19 protein-coding genes are annotated in these 20868 nt (G+C 32.9%); 17 read left to right on the top strand and 2 right to left on the bottom strand.

Annotated features, from left to right (window positions below):
• The first annotated feature begins 188 nt into the window (after window positions 1–188).
• The gene (locus ABD935_RS07825) at window positions 189–1196 is read left to right on the top strand and encodes a 3-oxoacyl-ACP synthase III family protein (RefSeq protein ID WP_345191240.1); all 1008 of its coding nucleotides are present in this window, start codon (window positions 189–191) and stop codon (window positions 1194–1196) included.
• A 524-nt stretch (window positions 1197–1720) separates the two neighbouring features.
• Here the strand turns inward: ABD935_RS07825 and ABD935_RS07820 are convergent.
• On the bottom strand, window positions 1721–4198 hold the full coding sequence (locus ABD935_RS07820; protein ID WP_345191239.1) for a TonB-dependent receptor: 2478 nt from the start codon (window positions 4196–4198) through the stop codon (window positions 1721–1723).
• A gap of 265 nt (window positions 4199–4463) precedes the next feature.
• Here ABD935_RS07820 and ABD935_RS07815 point away from each other — a divergent pair, with 265 nt between their 5' ends.
• Window positions 4464–4826, top strand: coding sequence for a CoA-binding protein (locus ABD935_RS07815; protein WP_345191237.1), 363 nt, complete (start codon window positions 4464–4466; stop codon window positions 4824–4826).
• Here ABD935_RS07815 and ABD935_RS07810 read toward each other — a convergent pair.
• Entirely contained in the window at window positions 4797–6245 is a 1449-nt protein-coding gene (locus ABD935_RS07810; protein ID WP_345191236.1) for a sodium:solute symporter, read from the bottom strand. The genes ABD935_RS07815 and ABD935_RS07810 overlap by 30 nt on opposite strands.
• A gap of 116 nt (window positions 6246–6361) precedes the next feature.
• Between ABD935_RS07810 and recR the strand changes: the two genes are divergently transcribed.
• From recR to ABD935_RS07735, 15 genes are all read left to right on the top strand, one after another.
• Window positions 6362–6979 (top strand): recombination mediator RecR, encoded by a 618-nt coding sequence (recR, locus tag ABD935_RS07805; RefSeq protein ID WP_345191234.1) that lies wholly within the window; start codon window positions 6362–6364, stop codon window positions 6977–6979.
• Between the two features lie 12 nt (window positions 6980–6991).
• Window positions 6992–8089 carry a glycosyltransferase family 2 protein gene (locus ABD935_RS07800; protein ID WP_345191233.1) on the top strand — a complete coding sequence of 366 codons (1098 nt, stop codon included), beginning with the start codon at window positions 6992–6994 and terminating at the stop codon, window positions 8087–8089.
• Window positions 8090–8173: 84 nt separating this feature from the next.
• Window positions 8174–9493 (top strand): dihydrolipoamide acetyltransferase family protein, encoded by a 1320-nt coding sequence (locus ABD935_RS07795; RefSeq protein ID WP_345191231.1) that lies wholly within the window; start codon window positions 8174–8176, stop codon window positions 9491–9493.
• 178 nt (window positions 9494–9671) lie between these two features.
• Entirely contained in the window at window positions 9672–10448 is a 777-nt protein-coding gene (locus ABD935_RS07790; protein WP_345191229.1) for an exonuclease domain-containing protein, read from the top strand.
• Window positions 10449–10675: 227 nt separating this feature from the next.
• A complete protein-coding gene (locus ABD935_RS07785) occupies window positions 10676–12445 on the top strand; it encodes a restriction endonuclease (RefSeq protein ID WP_345191226.1) in 1770 nt (589 codons plus the stop codon).
• A 159-nt stretch (window positions 12446–12604) separates the two neighbouring features.
• A complete protein-coding gene (gene rsgA, locus ABD935_RS07780) occupies window positions 12605–13672 on the top strand; it encodes a ribosome small subunit-dependent GTPase A (RefSeq protein ID WP_345191225.1) in 1068 nt (355 codons plus the stop codon).
• 270 nt (window positions 13673–13942) lie between these two features.
• Window positions 13943–14554, top strand: a complete 612-nt coding sequence (locus tag ABD935_RS07775) for a fumarylacetoacetate hydrolase family protein (protein ID WP_345191224.1) — start codon at window positions 13943–13945, stop codon at window positions 14552–14554.
• Window positions 14555–14896, top strand: coding sequence for an Hpt domain-containing protein (locus ABD935_RS07770; protein WP_345191223.1), 342 nt, complete (start codon window positions 14555–14557; stop codon window positions 14894–14896).
• Window positions 14896–16146 carry a competence/damage-inducible protein A gene (locus ABD935_RS07765; RefSeq protein WP_345191221.1) on the top strand — a complete coding sequence of 417 codons (1251 nt, stop codon included), beginning with the start codon at window positions 14896–14898 and terminating at the stop codon, window positions 16144–16146. The genes ABD935_RS07770 and ABD935_RS07765 overlap by 1 nt, the downstream gene beginning before the upstream one ends.
• 83 nt (window positions 16147–16229) lie before the next feature.
• Entirely contained in the window at window positions 16230–16469 is a 240-nt protein-coding gene (gene rpmB / locus ABD935_RS07760) for a 50S ribosomal protein L28 (RefSeq protein WP_345191220.1), read from the top strand.
• A gap of 25 nt (window positions 16470–16494) precedes the next feature.
• Window positions 16495–16677, top strand: coding sequence for a 50S ribosomal protein L33 (gene rpmG, locus ABD935_RS07755; RefSeq protein ID WP_298236868.1), 183 nt, complete (start codon window positions 16495–16497; stop codon window positions 16675–16677).
• 11 nt (window positions 16678–16688) lie between these two features.
• Window positions 16689–16841, top strand: coding sequence for a DUF4295 domain-containing protein (locus tag ABD935_RS07750; RefSeq protein ID WP_092852940.1), 153 nt, complete (start codon window positions 16689–16691; stop codon window positions 16839–16841).
• Window positions 16842–17290: 449 nt separating this feature from the next.
• Window positions 17291–18265 carry a signal recognition particle-docking protein FtsY gene (ftsY, locus tag ABD935_RS07745; protein ID WP_345191218.1) on the top strand — a complete coding sequence of 325 codons (975 nt, stop codon included), beginning with the start codon at window positions 17291–17293 and terminating at the stop codon, window positions 18263–18265.
• Between the two features lie 395 nt (window positions 18266–18660).
• Complete coding sequence (rimO, locus tag ABD935_RS07740; protein WP_345191216.1) at window positions 18661–19965, top strand: 30S ribosomal protein S12 methylthiotransferase RimO; 1305 nt, start codon at window positions 18661–18663, stop codon at window positions 19963–19965.
• A 98-nt stretch (window positions 19966–20063) separates the two neighbouring features.
• The gene (locus ABD935_RS07735; RefSeq protein ID WP_345191215.1) at window positions 20064–20750 is read left to right on the top strand and encodes a peptidoglycan DD-metalloendopeptidase family protein; all 687 of its coding nucleotides are present in this window, start codon (window positions 20064–20066) and stop codon (window positions 20748–20750) included.
• Window positions 20751–20868: the final 118 nt, after the last annotated feature.

Raw genomic sequence — 20868 nt, 5'->3', positions numbered from 1 at the left:
AAAAGGCTAAATTCCAAAAGACAAAAAAAGACCATCTCGATAGTTTTTGGTATTTAGCCTTTTTGGAATTTTGAAGTTTGGTTTTAGTTTTTGGAATTTGATGGTATTATTTTGTACTTTGTTATTCTAATTAAGATTTCCTCCCGATAGCTATCGGGATTGTCGGAAATAAAAAACATGTTTTTTATATGTATAACTCGAAAATAATAGGCTTAGGTAAATATGTGCCAGATCATGTGGTTACTAATGATGATTTATCTAAAATGATGGATACTAACGATGAATGGATACAAGAACGTACAGGTATAAAGGAACGTCGATGGATTCCTGAAGGATCGGATGATACATCAGCAGTAATGGGAGCCAAAGCAGCGCGAATCGCCATTGAGCGTTCAGGTTTAACTAAAGATGATATCGATTTTATTGTGTTTGCAACCTTAAGTCCAGATTATTATTTTCCTGGATGTGGCGTTCAAATTCAAGATATGTTGGATATGCCAACTGTCGGCGCTTTAGATGTTAGGAATCAGTGTTCTGGTTTTGTATACGCTATTTCTGTGGCCGATCAGTTTATAAAAACGGGCATGTATAAAAACATACTTGTTATAGGTGCAGAATATCATAGTAATGGTTTGGATAAAACAACGCGAGGCCGTGGTGTAACTGTTATTTTTGGTGATGGAGCAGGGGCTTGTGTGCTTTCAAGAGAAGAAGATACCACTAAAGGTATTCTGTCTACACATTTACACAGTGAAGGTAAATATGCCGATAAATTGATTGTAGCATCTCCAAGTATTGCGCATTGGGTTCCAGAGATTTTAGAATCTAAAGAAGAAGATGTGTCTTATTTCCCTTATATGGATGGTACATTTGTTTTTAAACATGCCGTGGTACGTTTTAGCGAAGTGATTATGGAAGGTTTGGCTAAAAACAACCTTCAAAAAGAAGATATTGATATGTTGATTCCGCATCAAGCGAATTTACGTATTGCACAATTTATACAGAAGAGATTTGGTTTAAGAGACGACCAAGTGTTCAATAATATTATGAAATATGGTAACACCACTGCTGCATCTGTAATTATTGCATTAACCGAAGCTTGGGAAGAAGGCAAAATAAAAGAAGGCGATAACGTTGTTTTAGCGGCTTTTGGTAGTGGGTTTACTTGGGCAAGTGCTATTATTAAATGGAGTTAAATATCTAATTTTATATGAAAACGAAAAACCCGAAACTTTTAAGTTTCGGGTTTTTCTAGCTATTAATCAACTTCAACTAACACTTATATGAAGAATCTTAATACCTTAGACGTAATATTTGCAATAATATTGCATGCCGTCTTAAAATTTAACTAATTTTAACATATTTTAAACAAGAAAACTCGAAATAATTATTTCGAGTTCTTTTTAAACATACTAATCTTTTAATTACGAATTTTGTTTGTAGACGACTAACTCTAAATAATTATTCTTTCGTTTATTAGCTAGATTGTATAATATGTTTAACGTTAGGTTATTACTTTTATTGTGTGATATTTAAAAATTTAACATTTTTTTTGTCATACCTTAGGTTTTTAAAGAATAAAACCCCAAAACATGTAAGTTTTGAGGTTTCTTATTTAATACCCTTGCAGTAATACTAACCATCAACTATTATGCAGGGTATTAAATTTTTGTTTTATGCCAATTATTATTTATGGCTTATTTTAAATAATTAATTGGTATTAGAATCCTCCGCCAGAAGATTTTTCATTATTATCTCTTCGTTTACGAGCTTTAGCACGATATTTTCCGTCACCAAATCTATATGAAATGTTTGCAGAAACAGTTCTGAATTCTGGAGAGAATTTGGCGGTTTGCAAAAATGGTCTTTCACTTACAACTGCAATTTTTTGAGTGTCAAAAACGTCATTAAAGCTTAAACTTAGAGTTGCTCTATTATCTTCTAAGAATGCATAGCGAGCACCTAGATTTACAAAATACATGGGGTCTACTTCAAAATTTAAACCAGTATCTTTTCCACGGTACATTGCAAAAGCGGTAAGAGTCAATTTTTTACTTGCTTTAAAGTTGTTGAATATCCTAAAATTCCAAATAACATTATCTACTTCAACAGTTTCAGTAACAATGTCATTTTCCGTTGGATTTATTAGCGTAGGATCTATACGTTGTGCAATACCTTTTTGCGTTTGAGTGTATAAATCGAAACTAGCATTTAAACTCCACCATTTTGTTGGTTTATAGTTACTTGATAATTCAAGACCATAAGCTGATGTGTTTTCAAAATTGTCGAAAGTTAATATGATTCTATTTGATGTTAAGTCAGATTTGTCAACAAAAACGGCTCTATTAATTTCATCTTCAATTATTCTATAAAACACACCTCCAGTGATATTTCCTTTTTTAAGGTTTCTTGTATAGTTTACCTCTAAGGAGTTTGTGAATTGTGGTTCTAGCTCTTGATTTCCAAAATCAGAAACAAGAGGCGTGTTCCATTTCGGGATTGGATTTACTTGACCAATTCCAGGTCTGTCAACTCTTCTGCTATAACTTAATTGATAAGCGTTTTTATCGGATGGATTATATGTAAAGAACGCGGATGGATAGACTTGAAAATAATCATTATTAAAAGGAATGAGAGTTTTAAAATTAGTTGTTAAATCTGTTTCAACAGCATTGGCATCAACATTAACGCTTTCTGCTCTAAGACCTAATTGATAGGTCCATTTTTCAAACTTTTTTGAATAACTAGCATAAGCAGAATAGATATCTCTCTTATAGTCAAAATCAGTAAATGTTGGGATGTAATCTCCACTTTGGTTTCTTATTCTACCATCAGATTCATAAATAATTTCGTTATCAAATAATCTTGCTTGTAACCCAAGTTCCAATTTAGACTTTTCCGATAATGGATTTACATAATCTAGATTTATAGTTGTATTAATTCTGTCGGTATTTGTGAGTTCAAGGTAGCTTGGTCTAATGTTTAATCCGCTAAGTACGTTGTCTGTTTCAATAGTATTAGTAAAAATATTATAATCAATTTCTAATTCAATATTATGTCCTTTTTTATCAAAATCTAGTTTGTAATCAAAGTTGTATTGTGATGCGCTATTTTCTCTAAGTCCATCATTAATTTGAATTTGATTATTAGATATGTTCTCATTGAATACGAAATTGGAGGTCGATAAATTTTTACCATCGAAAATATTTTGATTTGTAAAAACTGAAATAGTGTTTTTGTCATTCAAATACAAATCAACACCTAATTTATAAAGATGAGATTTATTATTATCAAATAAACTCAGGGTTTGAAATGCATTTTTTTCTATTTGTGTTATAAGTCCATTAGTTTGTTTTTTTTCAATGTTGTTTCCGTAGCTGCCAAAAACATTGATTTTTCCATTTCTATAGTTCATGTCTATTGAACTATTAAATTTCGCTTCTCTTTGATGTCTTATTCCGGTATTAAAACTACCATTAAAACCAATCATGGTGTTTTTATGAAGCACTATATTTATAATGCCGCTCATTCCTTCAGGATTATATTTGGCTGACGGATTAGTTATCAATTCAATTTGTTTTATTGATGTAGAAGGAATTTGTCGTAATAATTGAGCCGTAGGAATATTAGAAAATTTCCCATCTACCATAACTCTAACATTTTGATTGCCACGTAAACTAATATCTCCAGTTTGTGCATCAACACTTACTGAAGGTACGGCTGTCATTAATTCGGATGCAGTCCCTAAGGCTGCCAAATCTTTTCCAACATTTATAATTTTCCTGTCTATTTTTTGTTGGATAGTAGATACTTCAGCAATTACGGTAACTTCATCTAAGGCCTCTATATCTTCTTCTAAGAATATATTTCCTAAATTGACTTTGTAGTTCCTTTTACCAAAATCAATTTCTTTATTGTAAGTTTTATAGCCAATATATTGAACGCTTACAATAATATGTCCTGCTATGATTTTTTTAATTTCAAAAGTACCATCGTCTAGCGTGATACTTCCGGTTATAGTTTTACCAGATGTATTTTTTATAATAATATTAACGTAAGGTAAGGGTTGCTTTAATTCTGCGTCTAATACTTTTCCTGATATGCTGCCAGTTTTGTCTGCATCTGTTTCGGGGTCTGTGGTATGTGCTTTTGCAGATGTTGATAATAAAATAAAGCACAAAAAGAGGAGTCTTTTCATTTAATTTGATTCGTTTTTTGATTGATTAATTGATGTATATTTATAGACGCTTTACTTTAATTTATGTTACTATGTTTTTTAGTATTAACTTTTTTTTAACAAACTGGTTTAAACTTTTTTGATTGAAGCGAAAAATAGAGGTGTTTTGCTCAATTGAAGACTTTTTTGAACTGCATAGCATCGTTACGGAGTTATAAAAAGATAAAAAGTGAGTGAAAAATATCATTTTACAGCCAATTAAAAAAAGTTTAAATGAGTTCAACGTATGAATAAAAAAACATTGGTGTTTGGGGCATCTTTAAAACTTAACAGGTATTCTAATTACGCTATACAGCGATTAGTTGCAAATGAATATGAAGTTGTGGCTTTTGGTATGAAAAAAGGAATGGTTTCAGGAATAGAAATTGATGCTGAGCTTTTACCTTATAAAAATATAGACACCGTAACATTGTATTTAAATCCTAAAAGACAGGAAGATTATTATAATTATATTGTTTCGTTAAGACCAAAGCGTGTTATTTTTAATCCAGGAACTGAAAATCCTGAATTTTATAAGATTTTAAAAGAAAACGATATTGATTTTGAAGCCGCTTGTACTTTAGTGTTGCTTTCTACTAATCAATATTAATCCCAAGAACGTTAAAATGCCGTTTATAATTAATATTTCAAATCCTATTTGATAGCCATTTAATAAATCAACAGAATATTCATTAATTATATATGAAATGATTGGAGCAATGATGGCTATTATCCAAACGTATTTGTCTTTTAATTGAGTTTTAGTGAATATGCCAAAAGCGAATAAACCTAATAGTGGCCCATAAGTGTAGCCAGCGGCTTTGAATAATTCCCAAATAACCGAAACATCTTTAAAAATAGCATCAAACATAACGATCACGATAACCAACACTAGGCTAATGAAAATGTGAGTACGTTTTCTAACCCGTTTTTGAGATTCTTTTGGCTTTTTATCTAATTCGATAATATCAATACAAAACGATGTCGTTAATGATGTTAAAGCGGAATCGGCACTAGAATAAGCGGCAGCAATTAAACCAAGTAAAAAGAAGGCTGAGGTCATAACACCAATCTCTGGTAGCATGGCTATGGTTGGAAACAAATCATCTTTTTTAGCTGTAATGCCATGCTGATTTGCATATTGTGTTAATAGTAACCCTAAAACTAGAAATAAAATATTCACAAAAACTAAAACCACACTAAAAGAAATCATGTTCTTTTGTGCTTCTTTTAAGTTTTTACAAGTCAGGTTTTTTTGCATCATATCTTGATCTAAACCAGTCATAGTTATAGTAATAAACATACCAGCAAGAAAGCTCTTGATAAAATATTGTGCATTATTAACATCGTCAAAGAAAAAAACTTTGCTCATAGCGTTTTCTTTTACATTGGTGTAAACTTCAGAAATACTATTCAGGTCTAAAGCAGAAGCCAAAAAAGCAATAGTCACCACTACAGAAATAAGCATAAAAAGTGTTTGCAAGGTATCCGTAAATATGATGGTTTTAATGCCACCTTTAAAAGTGTAAAGCCAAATGAGAGCAATAGTAATGATAACGGTAATTGTAAAAGGAATATGATACTGGTCAAATATTAATAGTTGTAACACTTTTGCAACCAAAAACAATCTAAAAGCGGCACCAATAACCCTTGAAATTAAAAAAGCAACAGACCCCGTTTTGTAGCTAACATTGCCAAACCGATCTTTCAAATAGGTGTAAATAGAAGTTAAATTCAGCTTATAATAAATAGGAAGTAGCACATAAGCAATAACTAAATATCCAAAAAAGTAGCCAAAGACGACCTGTAGATATCCAAATTGTTTTACTTCAACCGCACCAGGAACAGAAATAAATGTTACACCAGAAAGTGATGCGCCTATCATTCCAAAAGCTACTAAATACCAAGGAGCAGATTTGTTGGCTTTAAAAAAAGCGTCATTACTATCTTCTTTTCCAGTAAGATAAGAGATTATAATTAAGACCACAAAATAGGCTGATATAAGGAGAATGATTTGTGTTGCCGACATAGATACGTGTTTTCAGGTTTGGAATGTACAAATTTAAATTGCAAACGCGCATGAGTTGTTTTAAAAGAGTTCGCTTAAATTAGTGAAATTCACGACTAAATAGTAATTTCGCAATTATGGAATTTTCCTCAAAATTATTGGAGCGCGCAGTAAATGAGATGTCGCAATTACCTGGGATAGGTAAGCGTACAGCTTTGCGTTTAGTACTGCATATGTTAAGGCAGCCAAAAGAGCATACCTTTGCGTTGTCTGAAGCTTTACAAACCATGCGTAAAGATGTGAAATTCTGTAAATCATGCCATAATATAAGCGATGTTGAACTTTGTGAAATCTGTTCAAATCCAAACAGGAATGCCCATATTATTTGTGTAGTTGAAGATGTTAGAGATGTTATGGCTATCGAAAACACAAGCTCTTTTAAAGGATTGTATCATGTTTTAGGTGGTAAAATTTCGCCTATGGATGGTATTGGTCCGCATGATTTGAATATAGAATCTTTGGTAGGTAAAGTAAAAGAAGGAAAAGTAAAAGAACTTATTTTTGCTTTAAGTTCTACTATGGAAGGCGATACCACTAATTTTTATATATTTAAACAAATTCAAGATTTTCAAATTTTCACTTCAACTATTGCAAGAGGTATTTCGGTTGGTGATGAACTAGAATATGCCGATGAAATTACCTTGGGAAGAAGTATTATTAATAGAATTCCGTTTGAGACTTCTATAAAACTTTAAAGTAGAATATATTTGAAACTATCAGTAGTCATTTTAAATTATAATGTGCACTATTTTTTAGAGCTCTGCTTAAGAAGTGTAGAAGCAGCCATTTCTGAAATTGATGCTGAAATTATTGTCGTTGATAATAATTCTGAAGATGGTAGTTGCAATATGGTGAAAGATTTATTTCCAAAAGTTAAGCTTGTTGAAAATAAAGAAAATTTTGGTTTCTCAAAAGGAAATAACATAGGCGTTTCACAGGCAAAAGGAGAGTATTTGTGTATTCTAAACCCAGATACTGTGGTGGCAGAAGATACTTTTTTAAAACTATTGGAGTTTTCAGAAAACAAAGAGAAACTTGGTATTGTTGGTTGTAAATTAATTAATGGTAAGGGTGATTTCCTACCGGAAAGCAAACGAAAAATACCTTATGTAAATGCAGCTTTAAAAAAAATATTAGGTAATTCCAATGATTATTATGCAAATCATTTAAGTGAAAATGAAGTTAGCGAAGTTGATATTTTGGTCGGTGCCTTCATGTTTTTGAAAAGAGACTTATATAATAAAATAGGTGGGTTTGACGAAGATTATTTTATGTATGGCGAAGATATAGACATATCATACAAGGCTATAAAACATGGCTATAAAAACTATTATTACGGCAAAACTACAGTTATACATTTTAAGGGAGAAAGCACATTAAGAGATAAGTATTATGCACGTCGTTTTTATGGGGCCATGCAAATATTTTATAAGAAACATTTTAAGAAAAATATCCTTTTCGATATGTTTGTGTGGTCGGGTATTAGGCTGGTTTATATTTTTAGAAAAACACCTATTAATAAAACAAAACATGTTTCTCAATATGTTTTTATTTCAAATAAGATTAATGAAAAACTAAAAGCTGTTTTATTAAAGAAGGTTATATTAAAGGCAGGTTTAATTAATGTTGAAAAAGATTCTGAGATTATTTTTGATGCTAATTATATGACCTATAAAAGTATCATTGATATGATGAATAATCATAATGAAGAACCAATGACGTTCAAAATATTACCTAAAAACTCTAAATTTGCGCTAGGAAGTGATAATGCAATTAGTAGAGGTGAAGTTATTAATTTTGAGTAGAGTTTTGTAAATAATTAATCAAAACAATACTTTTTTTATTAATTTTGCAAAATAAAATTAAAAAACAACCATTACATTATTAATATGGCAAAGTTTGAACTTATATTACCAAAAATGGGTGAAAGTGTTGCAGAGGCAACCATAACGTCTTGGTTAAAGGAAGTTGGAGATACTATCGAGTTGGATGAACCTGTATTAGAAATAGCTACAGATAAAGTGGATAGTGAGGTGCCTAGTGAGGTTGATGGCGTTTTGGTTGAAAAATTTTTCAATACAGATGATGTCGTTCAAGTTGGTCAAGTTTTAGCCATTATTGAAACAGAAGGTGATGATGATTCCGAGGATGAAACTGCTGCTGAACCCTTAAAAGAAGTGGAAGAAGAAGTTGTTGAACAAATTGCTCAAACAATTACTATTGCAAAAGAAACGGTAGCCCCAGTAGTTTCTAGCGAAAATCGTTTTTATTCGCCATTAGTAAAAAACATTGCCAAAGCAGAAGGCGTTTCCCAGTCAGAATTAGATGCTATAGCAGGTACAGGAAAAGAGGCGCGAGTTACTAAAAATGATATTTTAGAGTATATTAAAAATAGAGGACATAGTCAAGAGCCAATTGCTGCTAAAGTTGAAACACCTGTTGTTCCAGCAAAAACTATTGAAAAGCCCAAAGCAGAGAAGCCTCCAGTAATTTCTAGCGGAGACGATGAAATTATAAAAATGACCAGAATGGGCAAGCTTGTTGCGCATCACATGATGGAGTCTATACAAACTTCAGCACATGTTCAAAGTTTTATTGAGGCAGATGTTACTAATATTTGGAATTGGAGGAAGAAAGTTAAAGCGGATTTCATGACGCGTGAAGGTGAAAACCTAACATTCACTCCCATTTTTATGGAAGCTATTGCTAAAGCGTTACGAGATTTTCCTATGATGAATATTTCTTTGCAAGGTGATACTATTGTAAAAAAGAAAAACATAAATTTAGGTATGGCAGCTGCTTTACCAGATGGTAATTTAATTGTGCCTGTTATAAAAAATGCAGATCAATTAAACTTGGTTGGTATGACTAAGCAGGTCAATGATTTGGCCAATCGTGCCAGAACAGGTAGGCTAAAACCAGATGATACCCAAGGTGGTACGTATACAGTTACTAACGTTGGTACTTTTGGAAGCATCATGGGAACACCAATAATTAATCAGCCACAAGTAGGTATTTTGGCTCTTGGAGCTATAAGAAAAGTACCTGCGGTTATTGAAACTCCAGATGGTGATTTTATTGGTATCCGTTACAAAATGTTCTTATCGCATTCTTATGATCATCGTGTGGTTAATGGTGCATTAGGCGGTATGTTTGTAAAAGCTGTAACAGATTATTTAGAGGCTTGGGATGTTAATAGAGAAATATGATGCTGTCATTCCTGCGAATCCCAATAGCTATCGGGAAGGAATCTGATCAAGTAAATAAAATATTTTTTCCTTTCACGAAAGATAAAAAAAGATAAATCCAACCTGTAAAACGGTTGGATTTTTTACTTCTACACTTTAGCAATTTAGTATATTTACAGTTCATTAATAATTCAATTGAATGCAATTAAACCTCACTAAACCCATCTGTTTTTTCGACTTAGAAACAACAGGAATCAATATATCTCATGACCGTATTGTTGAAATTTCAATTTTAAAAGTATTTCCTAACGGCACTGAAGAAAGTAAAACATGGTTAGTAAATCCAGAAATGACTATTCCTAAGGAAGTTATAGAAATTCATGGCATTACCAATGAGAAAGTTGCAAACGAACCCACTTTTAAAGCCTTAGCCAGAGACATTTATAATATGATAAAGGATTCAGATTTGGGAGGATTCAATTCAAATCGATTTGATATTCCTTTATTGGCTGAAGAAATGCTGCGTGCCGATATAGATTTTGATATGAAAAATTGTTTGGCTGTTGATGTGCAAACCATTTTCCATAAAATGGAACAGCGCACTTTAAGTGCTGCCTATAAATTCTATTGTGATGAAAGTTTAGATAACGCGCATAGTGCTGAAGCGGATACTAAAGCCACTTATGAGGTTTTAAAAGCGCAGATTTCCAAATATGACGACCTAGAAAATGATACTAAGTTTTTAGCAGAATTCAGTTCAAGAAAAAAGTTTGCAGATTTTGCAGGTTTTATAACCTATAATAAAGAGGGTGTTGAGTGTTTTTCTTTCGGAAAGCATAAAGGCAAATTAGTAACCGATGTTTTAGAAAAAGAACCCGGTTATTTTGGATGGTTATTAAATGCCGATTTTCCGTTGTACACTAAAAAAGTACTGACAGCCATTAAGTTGAGGAGCTTTAATAATAAGTTGGGATAGAAAATAGGACAGAAGACCGAAGACCGAAAACAGAAGTTTTGTAACTCGAAAAGATTTACAACAGATAAAAAGGTATTTAGTTATGCCATAAAAATTTTATTTACGGGATAACAGTAGCACAAAACTTACTATATCCTGACTTATTTACTGGATATGAGTAATAAAAGTAATTATATAACGAGTTAGGGTTAATGCCGAAAAATAAACGACAATTCAAAGATTAGAATATGGCGAGAAGAAATGATAAAGCAACTGGACTACTAATTATAATAGGTTTTGTAGTATTTATCATTGCAAAAGTCTTCGAATTTATCATGGATTATATTGTTGTTATCGGAGTAATCGTTGGAATTGCTCTTGTAATCTTTGCTGTTGTTAAATTCATAGAACATCAAGACTCAAAAAAACAGCAAAAACTTAATATTCATAATGCAATTTTAAAAGGTCTCAATGAAAAATATGAACAAGAAAAAAGCAGAATTGAGAACAAAAAAGAGAGAATATTTCAGTCACTTCAGAAAATTCAGAATGATATAATCGCATTAGAAAATAAACAAAACACTTACAATGATTCTTATGACCCGATAAGAGCTATTTCAAAACTTCAAAATATTCTTAAAGTAAAGACTTTAAGTCTCAACGAAATTTGGGATTTATTTTATGACCAAGGTGAATTTAAGGTTATAAATCTTAATCAACGCTTCGAAGAAAAAATAAGGTTAGTCGATGAAATCAATAAACCTGAATACTTTGAACTAAAACCAAATACAGAAAATAAAGACAAACTGTCAACAGAAATTGAACAGAAGAAAAAGGAACTTAATCAAAGCTTAAAATCTATTTACACTTCAAATCTAAATTCCACGAAAAATAAAATACACGAGCTCAAAGAGAGATATAAGCAAAAAGGCAAACTATGGACTTTAGAGCTTGAAAAGTTCAAGGAAAAACAGAAACAAAAAAATGACAAAGTTGATTTGTTAAAAGCAAAATATAATGAAAGTAACGAAAGTTCAATTGCTGAATTTCATCTTCAAATACTTGAAAAAATAATCTATGACCCAAATTTTCACAAATCAATAACTACTGATTACAACGAGGAGAATAAAATTCTTATTATTGAATACCTTCTTCCTACAATAGAGCAGTTTCCTGAAACAAAAGAATTTCGGTACATAAAAACACGAAACGAATACAAAGAAATTAAATTTTCAGATAGAGAACTTGACAAATTATATAATGATATTATTTATAGACTTGTGCTTGACTTAATAAGTATTTCATTCGAAAATGACTTGATAAATGTCATTAAAACGATTGTTTTCAATGGTTGGACAAATGCTATTAACAAGGCTACTGGACTTTATAATAAAGCATGTGTTCTTTCTGTAGTTTGCGACAAGAGTGAATTTATTAAAATTAATTTGTCAGAAGTTGACCCTAAAGAATGCTTTAAAAGTCTTAAAGGAATTTCTGCAAATAAAATCAGTAACCAAACGCCTATAAAACCTATTATCACAATAGCGAATGATGATAGAAGATTTGTGTCATCTCAAGAAATCGGAATAGACTCTTCCACAAATTTGGCATCGATGCACTGGGAAGACTTTGAACACTTAATAAGAGAAATTTTTGAGAAAGAATTTAGTATAAACGGTGGAGAAGTAAAAGTTACACAGTCAAGTAGAGATGGAGGTGTAGACGCAATTGCATTCGACCCTGACCCAATTCGTGGAGGAAAAATAGTAATTCAAGCTAAACGTTATACGAATATAGTAGGAGTTTCTGCTGTTAGAGACTTATATGGAACAGTAATGAATGAGGGAGCGACAAAGGGAATATTAGTAACGACTTCTGATTATGGTTCTGATTCATTCAAATTTGCAAAGGATAAGCCAATTACTCTAATAAATGGAGGAAATTTACTTTATCTACTTGAAAAACATGGTTATACTGCAAGAATAAATATTAAGGAAGCTAAAGATGAATTAAAATAAAAGCACTAACCCTAACAACGTATATAAAAAATAGCGGTTTTGGTGCTTAAAGGAAAGATAAATAATAAAATTAAGTTCAGTTATAACCCGAAAAGTTAGTGCGTAAAAATCCGCTACTTTTCATATACTAACCGTTGTGCTTAATACAGGACAAATGAAATGACACTTGAAGATTTGGGATATAACATAGATTTGGAAAACTATCGAAAGGACCAAAACCTTGATTCATTTGAAGTAGGGCGAGTTATTTCTGAACACAAGGAAAGGTACGTTGTAAAAACCTCTGAGAATGAATACAATGCTGAGATAATCGGAAATTTAAGATTTTCGGCACACGAAAGGTCTGATTTTCCTGCTGTTGGGGATTGGGTTGCAATTACCGAATATGATGAAGATAAAGTGCTGATTCATTCTGTTTTTCCTAGAAAGACCATCGTTGAAAGACAATCGGTTGGGAAACAAGGCGAGAAACAAATCATTGCAACAAATATTGATTTTGCTTTTATTGTACAGGCGGTTGACAGAGATTTTAACATTAACCGAATAGAAAGGTATTTGGCAATTTGTAATACTTCCAATGTAAGACCTATAATCATTCTCAATAAAATTGACTTGATAAATGAAATTGAGTTAAAGGAGTTGATTTCACAAGTTCAGGAAAGAATAAAGCAAGTACCGATAATTGCAATAAGTAATGAGACCCAAAAAGGTATTGAAAGACTCAAAGAATATTTGCTAAAAGGTAAAACCTACTGTTTGTTAGGTTCATCAGGAGTAGGAAAATCAACCCTTTTAAATAATCTTTCCGGTAAACAATTGATGAAAACTAACACTATTAGTACAAGTACGAAAAAAGGACGACACGTTACAAGCCACCGAGAATTATTAGTTCTAGAAAATGGTGGTATTCTAATTGACAATCCAGGAATGAGAGAAGTAGGAATCGTAGATTCAACTAGTGGACTGGAAAGGACATTTGAAACAATAATAGAGTTATCCAAAGATTGCAAGTTCATGGATTGTACCCATACAACAGAAATTGACTGTGCCGTTTTAGCAGCTGTTAGCAAAGGGGAAATTGACCCGAACTCTTATGAAAACTACCTAAAAATGGAGAAGGAAAAAGAGTATTTTGAATCGACAGTTGCTGAAAAGCGTAAAAAAGACAAAGATTTAGGAAAAATGATAAAACACTTTAAGAAGACGAGAAAATCAAATAAGTACTAAGCACAACATGCGTATATAACAAATAAAATATAAGCTAATCTATTAAGCTCTAAACGATGAATTTACTCGATAAAAAGCAACTTTGGGTCGAAGACAGATTATTGCAGGCTAACCCGCGTTAGGGATTGCAGTGGAAAGCCCACAGCCCGACGAAGGGGGTGCGAGGACTTGCAACGAAAAGCCCGACCCTTGTGGTAACGCCCAGATAAAAAAAATAGACTTAAATCTTTGCGTCTTAGCGTCTTTGCGCGAAAATAAATTTTAAGACATATGAAACTAATCTGCATCGGTAGAAATTACACCGAACACATAAAAGAATTAGAAAACGAAAAACCAACGGATCCTGTTGTGTTTTTAAAACCGGACACGGCTATTCTTCTTAAAAAGCAACCTTTTTTTATTCCTGATTTTTCGGATGATGTACATCATGAAGTAGAGGTTTTGGTTAAAATTAATCGAGTTGGCAAACACATCGATAAAAAGTTTGCCCATAAATATTACAATGAAATTGGATTAGGAATAGACTTTACAGCTCGGGATTTGCAAAGTCAGTTAAAATCTAAAGGTTTGCCTTGGGAAAAGGCAAAATCCTTTGATGGTGCTGCCGTGGTCGGTCATTGGATATCTAAAAAAGAGGTAGCTGATGTAAACCATATTGAATTTTCCTTAAAAAAGAACGATGCTATTGTACAATCGGGAAATACAAGCCACATGCTTTGGAAAATTGATGAATTAATAGAATATGTGTCAAAATATTTTACTTTAAAGATTGGAGATATTATATTTACAGGCACACCAGCAGGAGTTGGCAAAGTATTTGCTAATGACAAATTAAAAGGATTTATAGAAAACAAAGAAATGTTTTCAATAACGGTAAAATAAATGGAACAACATTACAAATTATACAGAGTACGCGAATTGGCTGATAACGACGCCGATTTTATAGCCGCACTCGCCGAAGCTTTTTTAGAAGAAGTACCCGAAGATGCCGAGCGATTAAAAAAAGCAGTTGCTGAAAAAGATTACCATGAAGCTTATCAGGCGGCTCATAAAATGAAACCTACAGTGGATTTATTTGAGTTGGGTGTGCTAGATAAGTTAATAGAGGTGCAGGATTGGGGCAAGTTTACACAAACTGATGTAGATGTAACTGAGCAGTTAGAGGTAGTTATTACAGCTGTTGACAACGCTGTTGCTGAAATGAAATCAGACTTCAATTTGTAATGTTAGCCGAGATAATTACCATTGGCGACGAACTTCTTATTGGTCAAGTTATTGATACTAATTCTGCGTTTGTAGCTAAACAACTTAATAAAATAGGTGTTTCTGTTTACCAAATAACGTCCGTTCAGGATAATAAAGCACATATACTAAAAGCTTTAAAAGAGGCTGAAAATAATGTAGATATCATTATTCTTACTGGTGGGTTAGGACCTACAAAAGATGATATAACCAAAAAAACAATTGCAGAATATTTTAATGATACCTTAGTTAGAGATGCTTCTGTTTTGGCAAACATAGAGTCTATATGGAAAAAAAATATAAGACAAACACTGCTTCAGGTTAATAAAGACCAATCCTTGGTGCCATCAAAAGCCACTGTTTTAATGAACATGGTTGGAACAGCTCCAGGCATGTGGTTAGAAAAAGACGATAAGACCTTCGTGTCCTTACCAGGTGTTCCTTTTGAAATGAGAGCACTAATTTCAAATGATGTCCTTCCTAAATTAAGGGTAAAATATAAATGTCCATTTATTTTACACAAAACATTAGTGGTTTATGGATTAGGTGAAAGTGCTTTAGCGGCTAGAATAGAATCTTGGGAAGATGCTCTGCCAAGCCACATAAAACTTGCGTATTTGCCAAATTTAGGTAAAATGAGATTGCGTTTATCAGCAAAAGGATTTGATGAACAAAAGATTAGAAATGATGTCCAGCAACATATAGATAAGGTATTACCATTAATTGAAAAAGAATTTTTTGGTTATGAAGATGAAGAAGGTAATGAGGAAGTTGTTATTGCTAAGCAACTCACTAAATTAGGAAAGTCATTAGCTATAGCAGAAAGCTGTACAGGAGGCAAGTTGTTACACTTGTTTACAGCACATCCTGGAGCTTCACAATATCTAAAAGGCGGCGTTGTAACCTATGCAACACAATCAAAAATTGATGTATTAAACATTCCAGAAACCATTATAGATCAATATTCTGTAGTCAGTGCTCAGGTTGCCGAAGCCATGGCGCAAAATGTTCTGCAATTATATAAATCAGATTATGCTATAGCTACCACTGGAAATGCAGGGCCAACAAAAGGCGATTCTAATGCGGAAGTTGGTACCGTTTTTATTGCTATAGCCACTAAAAAAGGCGTTTATTCAGAGCAATTTGACTTTGGGAATAACCGTTCAAGAGTCATTGGCAAAGCGGTTAATAAAGGGCTGGAAATGCTTCAAAAAGAAATTTTTAAAAATTGATAAAATTTACGTTGTCATAATATAAAGATTTTATATATTTGCACCTCGAATTTAAGCAACAAGAATTTTAAAGTTATATAATAATGTCAAGAGTTTGTGAACTTACAGGAAAGAAGGCAATGGTTGGAAACAACGTGTCTCATGCAATGAACAGAACTAAACGCAAATTTAACGCGAATTTAGTAAAGAAACGTTTTTATATTCCAGAGGAAGATAGCTGGATAACTTTAAAAGTTTCAACATCTGCTTTAAAGACTATTAACAAAATAGGTATTTCTGCAGCAATTAAAGATGCAAAATCTAAAGGATTTTTAACTAAGTAATTAGCTGTATTTAAAATAAAAAGAAATGGCAAAGAAAGGAAACAGAATACAGGTAATTTTAGAATGTACAGAGCATAAAGAGTCTGGTAAAGCAGGAACGTCACGTTACATTACTACAAAAAACAAAAAGAATACGCCAGATAGAATGGAGATTAAAAAATTTAATCCTATCCTTAAGCGTATGACAGTTCATAAAGAAATCAAATAAAACAGTAGATCATGGCAAAGAAATCAGTAGCATCATTACAAACAGGATCTAAAAGATTAACAAAAGCAATAAAAATGGTAAAGTCGCCTAAAACAGGGGCTTACATGTTTGTTGAGTCTATTATGAATCCAGAACAAGTAAACGACTTTTTAGCTAAAAAGTAAAACACTTTGTTTCAACATATTATAAGCTGCTTTCTTTTTAAGAAAGCAGCTTTTTTATTTTTATCTTTGAATAGATTACTGACAGATTAACAGCAAAAATTTGTGGTAAGAAAATTGACATAGATAAATTGAATAGTTAGGGCGCCTGCCTGCCAGCAGGTTGCCACTCCCGATAGCTATCGGGGGGGCGGGCTTTTGGCAGTCGCTTTTTTAATACGTCATTGTGAGGACAAAGGACGTGGCAATCTGCCAAATTTTAGTTCTTAGCAATGATAATTTAATTAGTTTTAAAAAGGATAGAGTTTATCCTGAGCGCAGTCGAAGGGTTACAATCCCTAACGCACCAGTCCGCAATTAGTAGTAATCAACCGTTATTGTTTACTATTTGCTAAATCAAAATAACCCGTTTTTGAGCGTAACAACTCAACAACAAACAACAAACAGGAAAAATGAGTTTTTTTAAAAAAATATTTTCTTCAGAAAAAAAGGAAACCCTAGATAAAGGATTAGAGAAAACTAAAACCAGTTTTTTAGGCAAACTAAGTAAAGCCGTTGCAGGAAAATCTAAAGTAGATGATGATGTTTTAGATAATCTTGAAGAAGTTTTAGTATCTAGTGATGTCGGTGTAAATACCACTTTAAAAGTCATTGAACGTATTGAAGCGCGCGTATCAAAAGATAAATATTTAGGAACCGACGAACTCAATACCATCCTCCGCGAAGAAATTGCAGGGTTATTGAGTGAGACCAATTCAGGTGAAGAAACAGAATACACCATTCCCGATTTGCCTAAAAGAGAAGACGGAAGTAAAACACCTTACGTATTAATGGTGGTAGGTGTAAACGGTGTTGGGAAAACCACAACAATAGGGAAGTTAGCGTATCAATTTAAAAAACAAGGTTTAAAAGTCGTACTAGGCGCAGCCGATACGTTTAGAGCAGCCGCTATAGATCAACTTCAAGTTTGGGCAGACCGTGTAGATGTGCCTATGGTTCGTCAAGATATGGGAAGCGATCCAGCATCCGTAGCTTTTGATGCTTTAGAATCTGGTGTAAATCAAGATGCCGATGTTATTATTATAGACACCGCTGGTCGTTTACATAATAAAGTCAACTTAATGAATGAGCTTACAAAAGTAAAACGTGTCATGAAAAAAGTAGTTGTGGATGCACCACATGATGTATTATTGGTTTTAGATGGCTCAACAGGGCAGAATGCATTCGAGCAAGCAAAACAGTTTACAGCTGCTACCGAAGTAACTTCTTTGGCCGTCACAAAATTAGATGGAACAGCTAAAGGTGGTGTGGTTATTGGTATTTCGGATCAATTTCAAATTCCTGTAAAGTATATTGGAGTAGGTGAGGGACTTGAAGATTTACAAGTCTTTAATAAGTATGAATTTGTGGATTCGTTTTTCAAATAATCGTTTTGTCATTCCCACGAAGGTGGGAATCTCATGACACTTTAATATGTTTTTTTTGTCATTCCTGCCTTTTGGCTTCGCTCAAGATAAACTATGGCAGGCGGCATCAACAACCCCTTTCTCTTCGGAATAGCTAAGTATTTCTAGCTTTTGTTCTAAAGTCCATTTTTTGTATTTCATATGTCAAATGTATTAGTTTTGAAATTTAAAATATCATTCCGAACTTATAAGAGGCTAAAATAAAAGGTTTAATTGAAAAAGAATTCTCCGAGTTGTAAACTCGGAGCCTCCTTTGAAATTGTCATTCCCGTGAAAACGGGAATCTCATGTGAAATCTAAATTCATCAATCCAAAATCCTAAATCATTACGTATCTTTGCACACTTAAATTTTGGTATGAGAACGAAATCACTTAAAAAGAATAAAATCAACGTAGTAACCCTCGGTTGTAGTAAAAATGTTTACGACAGCGAAGTGCTAATGGGGCAATTAAAAGCCAGCGGAAAAGATGTAGTGCACGAGGAGGAAGGTAATATTGTGGTGATTAATACCTGCGGTTTTATTAATAATGCGAAAGAAGAAAGCGTTAATACCATTTTAGAATACGTTCAGAAAAAGCAAGATGGCGATGTTGATAAAGTATTTGTTACAGGCTGTTTAAGTGAGCGTTACAAACCAGATTTAGTAAAAGAAATCCCGAATGTAGATGAGTATTTTGGAACGACGGAATTACCAGGATTGTTAAAAGCCCTAGGTGCTGATTATAAGCATGAGTTGATAGGGGAGCGTTTAACAACTACACCAAAAAATTACGCATATTTAAAAATTGCTGAGGGTTGCGACAGACCTTGTTCGTTTTGTGCTATTCCTATTATGCGTGGTAAGCACAGAAGCACGCCAATAGAGGAAATCGTTATAGAAGCGGAGAAACTAGCCGCTAAAGGTGTTAAAGAATTGGTTCTTATTGCTCAAGATTTAACATACTACGGACTGGATTTATATAAAAAACGAAACCTTGCTGAATTGCTCGAAGCTTTAGTAAAAGTGGATGGCGTGGAGTGGATTCGTTTGCACTATGCATTTCCAACAGGATTTCCCTTGGACGTGTTAGATGTGATGAATCGTGAACCAAAAGTATGCAACTATTTAGATATTCCATTACAACATATTTCCGACTCGATTTTGAAAAGTATGCGTCGTGGAACAACTAAAGAAAAAACCACTAAGTTATTACAAGAGTTTCGTGCCAAAGTGCCTAATATGACTATTAGAACGACGCTTATTGTGGGCTACCCTGGGGAAACAGAAGAAAACTTCCAAGAATTAAAACAATGGGTTACAGATATGCGTTTTGAACGTTTAGGCTGTTTTACCTATAGTCATGAAGAGAATACACATGCTTATAATTTAGAAGACGATGTTCCTGAGGATGTTAAAATAGATCGCGCAAATCAGATTATGGAAATTCAATCTCAGATTTCTTGGGAATTGAATCAACAAAAAATAGGGCAGGAGTTTAAAGTGGTTGTTGATAGAAAAGAAGGTAATTATTTTGTTGGAAGAACAGAGTTTGATTCGCCAGACGTGGATAATGAAGTATTGATTGATGCTACAAAGACCTATTTAAAAACTGGTGAATACACTACCGTTAAAATTATTGAGGCTGAAGATTTTGATTTGTATGGCGAAGTTGTAAACTAGGATTAAATCAAAATAGAAATTGATTGTCACTCTGAGAGCAGTCTTAGGGTCTCATTATTCATTTATCATTCTGTAAATTAGTTTGTATTTTTGAAGCTATGAGTCCAATCGATTTTTCAAAATTCTTAAATACTATAAGTTCAGAACCATTACGAGTTTTAAATTCCTCTATTCCAAAATCCAAATACATTCCAATAGATTTATCTGAATCCAACCAAATATTAAATACTGTAGACATATCTTCATCTTCAAAACTAGGCATGTTTGTAAATAATCATATAAAAAAGCATCATGCTTTAGTGGCTTATGGTGGTTATTTAGAAGTTAGAAACATTTATAAAGGCAGTAGTCATTTCAATAGTCAAGCTGAAGAAGAGCGCAACATCCACCTAGGAGTCGATTTATGGTGTGGTGATGAAACACCGATTTTAACTCCGTTAGATGGTGTTGTACACAGTTTTAAGAACAATACAAATTATGGCGATTATGGGCCAACCATTATCTTAACACACAATATCTCAGGTGTTGCATTTTATACGCTATACGGACATTTAAGTTTAGCATCTATTAATAAACTAAAAGTAGGTAAGGAATTTAAGAAGGGTGAACAAATCGCGACTTTAGGCGATACTTCTGTAAATGGGGATTATCCGCCGCATTTACACTTCCAGATAATAAAAGATATTCAAGATTATAATGGCGATTACCCAGGGGTTTGTAGTGAAAATGATTTAGGGTTTTATAAAGGGAATTGTCCAGATCCTAGTTTGTTGTTGAAGTTGTAAATTAATACAGTATGCAGCACTTTAATTCTTACTTTATCTATTATATCTTACCATTTAACGCAAAAAAAGCTTTTTAAAATTTTATTATGTATTTTCAAAAATCTCCTTTTCTAAAGAC

The organism is Algibacter agarivorans (genome assembly GCF_039543245.1).
In the GTDB taxonomy this organism is placed as follows: Bacteria; Bacteroidota; Bacteroidia; order Flavobacteriales; family Flavobacteriaceae; genus Algibacter_G; species Algibacter_G agarivorans.
Note: the sequence above shows the minus strand (reverse complement) of the source record. Positions and strands in the feature narration are given on the sequence as shown.